This window comes from Desertivibrio insolitus, from assembly GCF_017355965.1.
Lineage (GTDB): Bacteria > Actinomycetota > Actinomycetes > Actinomycetales > Microbacteriaceae > JAFIQW01.
On record NZ_JAFIQW010000002.1, the window covers coordinates 200,368 to 207,072 of the forward strand.

Consider the following 6,705-nt stretch of genomic DNA (forward strand, 5'->3'; position numbering starts at 1 on the left):
CTGTGCGGGGACGCGAGGAGGGTTTTCATGGCTGTCAACGTCGGTGTCGTCGGTGCGACCGGACAGGTCGGTGCCGTCATGCGGCGCCTGCTCGAGGAGCGCGAGTTCCCCGTCGGGCAGATCCGCTTCTTCGCGACCGCTCGCAGCGCCGGGACCACCCTGGCCTTCCGCGGCGAAGAGATCGTCGTCGAGGATGTAGCCACGGCTGATCCGTCAGGGCTCGACATGGCTCTGTTCTCAGCCGGTGCGACCGGTTCACGCGCTCACGCGCCGCGCTTCGCCGAGGCGGGCGTGCTCGTCATCGACAACTCGAGTGCCTGGCGCATGGACCCCGACGTTCCGCTGGTGGTCAGCGAGGTCAACCCCGACGCGATGAAGGATGCCCGCAAGGGCATCATCGCCAACCCCAACTGCACCACGATGGCCGCGATGCCGGTGCTGAAGGTGCTGCACGAAGAGGCGGGCCTCCAGCGACTGATCGTGAGCACCTATCAAGCGGTGTCCGGCTCCGGGCTCGCCGGTGCCGAGGAGTTGCTCGGTCAGATTCAGGCGACCGCCGACCAGGACGTGCTCGGACTCGTGCACGACGGGCGCGCCGTCGATTTCCCCGAGCCGCAGAAGTACGTGGCCCCCATCGCGTTCGACGTGATCCCGTTCGCCGGCAATCTCGTCGACGACGGCCTCAACGAGACCGACGAGGAGAAGAAGCTCCGCAACGAGAGCCGCAAGATCCTCGACCTCCCCGAACTGCTGGTCAGTGGCACTTGCGTTCGGGTTCCGGTTTTCACCGGACACTCACTCTCAGTGAACGCGGAGTTCGAACGGCCGATCACGCCCGAGCGGGCGACGGAGCTGCTGTCGGATGCCAGGGGCGTGGCGCTGTCTGAAGTGCCGACCCCGCTCGAGGCTGCGGGCGCCGACCCGAGCTTCGTCGGTCGCATCCGGCAGGATGAGGGAGTGCCGGGAGGACGTGGCCTCGCTCTGTTCATCAGCAACGACAATCTCCGCAAGGGCGCGGCGCTCAACGCCGTGCAGATCGCGGAGCTCGCGGCGGCCTCTCTGACGCAGCCCGCCTGATTCGGCGCGGGTAGAATCGGGGCGTGAATCCTCCGATCGACGTCGCGCTGATCGGCGGTGGCATCATGAGCGCCACGCTCGGCGCGCTTCTCAAGCAGCTCGAGCCCGATTGGCGCATCGAGGTCTACGAACGGCTCGGTGAACTGGGTCAGGAGAGCTCGAACCCGTGGAACAACGCGGGCACCGGCCACGCTGCTCTGTGCGAACTCAACTACACGCCCGAGAAGCCCGACGGTTCGATCGACATCACGAGCGCCGTCAAGGTCAACGAGCAGTTCCAGATCTCGCGCCAGTTCTGGTCGTTCCTCGTGTCCGAGGGTGTCCTGCCCGAGCCTCAGTCGTTCATCAACCCGACCCCGCACATGAGCTTCGTGTGGGGCGAGAAGAACGTCGAGTATCTGCGGAAGCGGTACGAGGCGCTCAAGGACCACCCGCTGTTCGCGGGCATGGAGTACAGCGAGGACGCCCGCGTCATCCGCTCCTGGGCGCCCGTCATGATTCCCGGCCGCAAGAAGAGCCAGCCGATCGCGGCGACGCGCACCACAGCCGGCACGGACGTCGACTTCGGCGCACTCACCCGCGAGTTGTTCGCCTATTTGAAGGCTAATGGCGTCGGCATCAACAAGAATCACGCCGTCCGCAACATCAAGAAGATGAAGGACGGCACCTGGCGTCTCTCCGTCAACAACGAAGTGGGTCTCACCCCCTCCACGATCCAGGCACGCTTCGTGTTCGTCGGGGCCGGAGGTGGCGCTTTGAGCCTCCTCCAGAAGTCCGGCATCAAGGAGATCCGCGGCTTCGGCGGCTTCCCGGTGAGCGGACAGTTCCTCCGCACCGACAACCCGGACGTGGTCGCGCGGCACCTGGCGAAGGTCTACGGCAAGGCCGCCGTCGGCTCCCCGCCCATGTCCGTGCCACACCTCGACACCCGCGTCGTCGACGGCAAGGCGAGCCTGATGTTCGGCCCGTACGCCGGCTTCAGTCCGAAGTTCCTCAAGAAGGGCTCGATCTTCGACCTGCCCTTCTCCGTTCGTCCGCACAATCTCTGGCCCATGCTCGCCGTCGCCCGCGACAACTTCGATCTCGTCAAGTACCTGATCGCGCAGCTGACCGCGAGCAAGCGCAAGAAGTTCGAGGCGCTGCAGGAGTTCTTCCCCGAGGCCGATCCGAAGGACTGGTACTTCATCACGGCGGGTCAGCGCGTGCAGGTGATCAAGCGGCATCCTGAGAAGGGCGGCGTCCTGCAGTTCGGCACCGAGGTCGTCGCGGCCGAGGATGGCTCCATCGCCGGTCTACTCGGGGCCTCGCCCGGCGCCTCGACAGCCGTGCCGATCATGCTCGACGTGCTGCAGCGGTGTTTCCCGGAGCGGATGTCGCGGTGGGAGCCTGCGCTCGTTCGCATGATCCCAAGCCGGGGTAAGCATCTCAGTGATGACAGAGCACTCGCCTCACGAACCGTCAACAGCACCGCCGACGCCCTCGCCCTCGTGTGAACGGCGAGTAACGCCCGCGTGACGTTCCGTTCACGTCGACGATGCGTGCGCATCATGTCGCCGCTTTTGGTTAGCATTCACGTCTAATGCCTGAGCGAGTAGTTAGCGCCCCAATCACCGGGCCGGTCTTCATCCAAGGACGTCAAGAGACGAAGGCGGCAGTCGCCGACACGGGCCCCTCCCCCTCGTGGGCGCGAGCGTACGGCCGCCGACTGCTGCTGACCGATCTTCTGTCGCTCGCAGTGGCAGTGTCCGTCGCGCAGCTCGCCCGTTTCGGTCTGGCCGGCGGAGCGCTGACGGCCCGTCACTCGGCTCTCAACGTCGAATACGGCGTGGTGTCCGCGCTCTTGTTCGTCGTGTGGGCGGGACTGCTGTGGGCGTATGGCAGCCGCGATCGCTCGATCGTCGGTTCCGGGTCTGCGGAGTACAAACGCGTCATCGACGCGACCCTCCTCCTGCTCGCTCTGGCGGCGATCGTCTCCCTGTTCCTGCAAGCGGAGCTGGCACGCGCCTACCTCCTGGTCGCCTTCCCCACCGGACTGCTGCTGCTGCTCGCGTCACGGTGGCTGTGGCGCCAGTGGCTGATCTGGCAGAGAAGCATCGGGAAGCTGGAGGAGCGAACGATCCTGATCGGCAGCCGCCACAGCGCCGAGCGGCTCGCCGAGGAGTTGCGCCGCAACCCAGCCTCCGCGTACGACGTGGTGGGGTTGTTGACGCCCGATGGTCATCACTCCGCCGCCCTTGCGGAGAAGGGACTCCCCGTGCTCGGCACTCCGCACGTCGTGCTGCGCGCGCTGCGTCAGACCGGTGCCCGGACGGTGATCGTGACGAGCAGCGACGAGCTGGCGCTCGACGCGGTGCGGGACATCAGTTGGGCACTCGACCCCACCGCGCATAACCTTCTGGTCGCGCCAAGCCTCATCGACATCGGCGGACCTCGCATCAGCGTGCACCCGGTGGCTGGCCTGCCTCTGCTGAACGTGGAGACCCCTCACTTCACCAACTCACGGCGTCTGATCAAGCGCTCCGTCGATCTGGTGGTCAGCGCGGCGGCCCTCGTGATCCTCGCTCCTGTGTTTCTGGTACTCGCCCTCTTGGTGCGGACGGACGGCGGACCTGTCTTCTTCCGGCAGGAGCGCGTCGGCTACAAGGGTGTGCCGTTCCACATGTACAAGTTCCGGTCGATGGTGGTGAATGCCGAGGAGAAGCTCGTGGACCTCGAGCATCACGCCGAAGAGCGCGTCAACGAGGTGCTGTTCAAGATGGTGGACGATCCGCGCGTCACTCGCGTCGGCCGGACTCTCCGTCGATTCAGCCTGGATGAGCTCCCTCAGTTGCTCAATGTGCTGAAGGGTGAGATGTCGCTGGTCGGTCCCCGCCCACCGCTCGAGCGCGAGGTCGAGCAATACGACGAGCGCGTGCACCGGAAGTTCTTCGTCAAGCCAGGGCTGACCGGTTTGTGGCAGGTGAGTGGTCGCTCGAACCTGTCGTGGGACGACAGTGTTCGCCTAGATCTCTACTACGTCGAGAACTGGTCTCTCGCCACCGATCTGATCATCCTGTGGCGCACGGTTCGCGCGGTCGTTCGACACGAAGGCGCGTACTGAGTCAGCGGTAGCCGTCCAGTTGCTGTCGCCTCCACTTCGGGTGACGCGGCCGCCGACGCAGCACGGGCAGCATTGCGGTCAGTACGCCGATGGTCGCGCCAATCGTGTTCGCGGCTACGTCGAGCGCGGACGCCGTCCGGTCGGCGAGCAGCGCCCCCTGCGTGAACTCGAACAGCGCGCTGGTCGCGGCGGCGAGCAGGATCGGCAGGACGAACGCGCGCCGTGGCACCAGCATCCCGCCCAGGAGCCCGATCGGGGCGAAGAGCGCGACGTTCGCCGCGAACTCGATGCGCTCGTACGTCACCCAGCCGAGCCCCCGCCGCTGCAGCGCCGCGATGACCCGGTCCAGGGGCCCGGCGAGGGGCGCGTCGACGGGAGTCGGCCAGAGCAGCACGACGACCACCAGGAGGCAATACGCCACCAGGCCGGTCAGCACTGCGCGGCGAAGCATCTCGCCATTCTTCCGGACGGACCGAGAGTTCCCCGCTGGTCGCCGCGGCCCCCCTCCTCTCACCTGAGCTACCTGGTTCTGGCCGCCGTGCCGAGCGACGACAGAACGAATTTCGGCGGAGTGGCGACGAGTACGGCTCGCCACAAGCTCCCGGGGCAGATCCCGGCGGCTAGCGGGTCTCGGTGATCTCCCTCCTTGATCTACTGCCAGAGGAGTCTCGTGAGCTGACGTCGTAGAGGGCGTTAGCAGCGAGGTGCAGGTGTCTCGAGACGGGTTGCGTTCTCATTGACGACCAGCATGACGAAGAGTTTGCAGCGGACATTTCGGCGGGATGCACGGCTGGCGACGAAACACGCGCCGGTTGTAGTTGCCGGGATCGGCGCTTGCGTGTGAGCCTTCCCCTGCCGAAGACCTGCTTGAGGATGAACGGCCGGACCGCTGACAGATTTCGCGGGTCCCTGGATCCAAATCTCCCGGAGCAGCTGCTGCGTTCGTCGCACCTCGTGGATGCCTATATGATCACGCACGATTGCTCCGTCTGGCGCATTCTATTCTGATGCAGTCGGAGGAATCCATTTTGCGTGCTGTCCTCGGTGTTATGTCGCTCGCCGCGTCTCTGATCTTGCTTCTGCCGATAGGCGCTCAGGCGGCAGGGCAAACAAGCGACACGGCTGCTCCTGTGGTTGGGGAGACGTCGGTAACGCCGCTTGAGGGGGATATCAGTGCTGGTCCGGTGCTGGTGACGGTGCGGGTCGCGGTGTCGGATGCGTCGGGTGTGGTGGCTCCGACCGTGACGATGAGTCATCAGTCTGGTCAGTCGCACGGGTTTGGGCGCCTGTCGCTGGTGGAAGGGAGCTCGCGGGCAGGAGTGTGGGAGCGGAATGTCGAAATCCCACAGGGGTCTGCGGCGGGCGAGTGGAAAGTGACGCTGTACCCGGTGGACGACGTCCTAGGTAATCGGGGCAGCGGTTTCCGGACGCTAGCCGTCGTCAACCTCACTGGCCTTGCTTCCGACACGGCTGCTCCTGTGGTTGGGGAGACGTCGGTAACGCCGCTTGAGGGGGATATCAGTGCTGGTCCGGTGCTGGTGACGGTGCGGGTCGCGGTGTCGGATGCGTCGGGTGTGGTGGCTCCGACCGTGACGATGAGTCATCAGTCTGGTCAGTCGCACGGGTTTGGGCGCCTGTCGCTGGTGGAAGGGAGCTCGCGGGCAGGAGTGTGGGAGCGGACTGTCGAAATCCCACAGGGGTCTGCGGCGGGCGAGTGGAGAGTGACGCTGTACCCGGTGGACGACGTCCTAGGTAATCGGGGCAGCGGTTTCCGGACGCTAGCCGGCGTCAACCTCACTGGCCTTGCTTCCGACACGGCTGCTCCTGTGGTTGGGGAGACGTCGGTAACGCCGCTTGGGGGGGATATCAGTGCTGGTCCGGTGCTGGTGACGGTGCGGGTCGCGGTGTCGGATGCGTCGGGTGTGGTGGCTCCGACCGTGACGATGAGTCATCAGTCTGGTCAGTCGCACGGGTTTGGGCGCCTGTCGCTGGTGGAAGGGAGCTCGCGGGCAGGAGTGTGGGAGCGGACTGTCGAAATCCCACAGGGGTCTGCGGCGGGCGAGTGGAGAGTGACGCTGTACCCGGTGGACGACGTCCTAGGTAATCGGGGCAGCGGTTTCCGGACGCTAGCCGTCGTCAACCTGACCTACGGTCCGCCGGCGCTGTCCTCGGTTCCGGTTCCGTCGGTGTCGGGGTCGGGGACTGTGGGGAGCACGTTGACGGTGGTGCCGGGGGCGTGGGGTCCGGCTCCGGTGGAGTTGGCGTATCAGTGGAAGCGCAACGGTGCGGTGATCGAGGGGGCGACGGGTTCGTCTTACAAGTTGGTGGCCGCTGATGCTGGTACGTCGGTCACGGTGGAGGTGACCGGGTCGAAGGCCGGGTACGAGTCCGCGACCAAGGCGAGTGCGCCGGTGGTGGTGGCCAAGCAGGTGTTGTCGTCGGTTCCGGTTCCGTCGGTGTCGGGGTCGGGGACTGTGGGGAGCACGTTGACGGTGGTGCCGGGGGCGTGGGGTCCGGCTCCGGTGGAG

At 66.0% G+C, this 6,705-nt stretch carries 4 protein-coding genes and 1 pseudogene; 4 read left to right on the forward strand and 1 reads right to left on the reverse strand.

Going from position 1 to position 6,705, the window contains the following annotated elements; genetic code table 11:
• The first annotated feature begins 27 nt into the window (after positions 1–27).
• The 3 genes from JUB10_RS05025 (at position 28) to JUB10_RS05035 (ending at position 4,177) form a co-directional block, all read left to right on the forward strand.
• A complete protein-coding gene (locus JUB10_RS05025) occupies positions 28–1,077 on the forward strand; it encodes an aspartate-semialdehyde dehydrogenase (protein WP_207454584.1) in 1,050 nt (349 codons plus the stop codon).
• 23 nt (positions 1,078–1,100) lie between these two features.
• Positions 1,101–2,570, forward strand: a complete 1,470-nt coding sequence (locus JUB10_RS05030; RefSeq protein ID WP_207454585.1) for a malate:quinone oxidoreductase — start codon at positions 1,101–1,103, stop codon at positions 2,568–2,570.
• An 86-nt stretch (positions 2,571–2,656) separates the two neighbouring features.
• Complete coding sequence (locus tag JUB10_RS05035) at positions 2,657–4,177, forward strand: sugar transferase (protein ID WP_207454586.1); 1,521 nt, start codon at positions 2,657–2,659, stop codon at positions 4,175–4,177.
• A gap of 1 nt (position 4,178) precedes the next feature.
• Here JUB10_RS05035 and JUB10_RS05040 read toward each other — a convergent pair whose 3' ends face one another.
• Positions 4,179–4,628 carry a VanZ family protein gene (locus JUB10_RS05040; RefSeq protein WP_207454587.1) on the reverse strand — a complete coding sequence of 150 codons (450 nt, stop codon included), beginning with the start codon at positions 4,626–4,628 and terminating at the stop codon, positions 4,179–4,181.
• A 556-nt stretch (positions 4,629–5,184) separates the two neighbouring features.
• Here JUB10_RS05040 and JUB10_RS05045 point away from each other — a divergent pair.
• Positions 5,185–6,705: pseudogene (locus tag JUB10_RS05045) on the forward strand (hypothetical protein); the annotation flags it as partial.

Coding starts and splice junctions, on each gene's coding strand:
- JUB10_RS05025 (WP_207454584.1), top strand. CDS start 28: ATGGCTGTCAACGTCGGTGTCGTCGGTGCGACCGGACAGGTCGGTGCC.
- JUB10_RS05035 (WP_207454586.1), top strand. CDS start 2,657: ATGCCTGAGCGAGTAGTTAGCGCCCCAATCACCGGGCCGGTCTTCATC.
- JUB10_RS05040 (WP_207454587.1), bottom strand. CDS start 4,628: ATGCTTCGCCGCGCAGTGCTGACCGGCCTGGTGGCGTATTGCCTCCTG.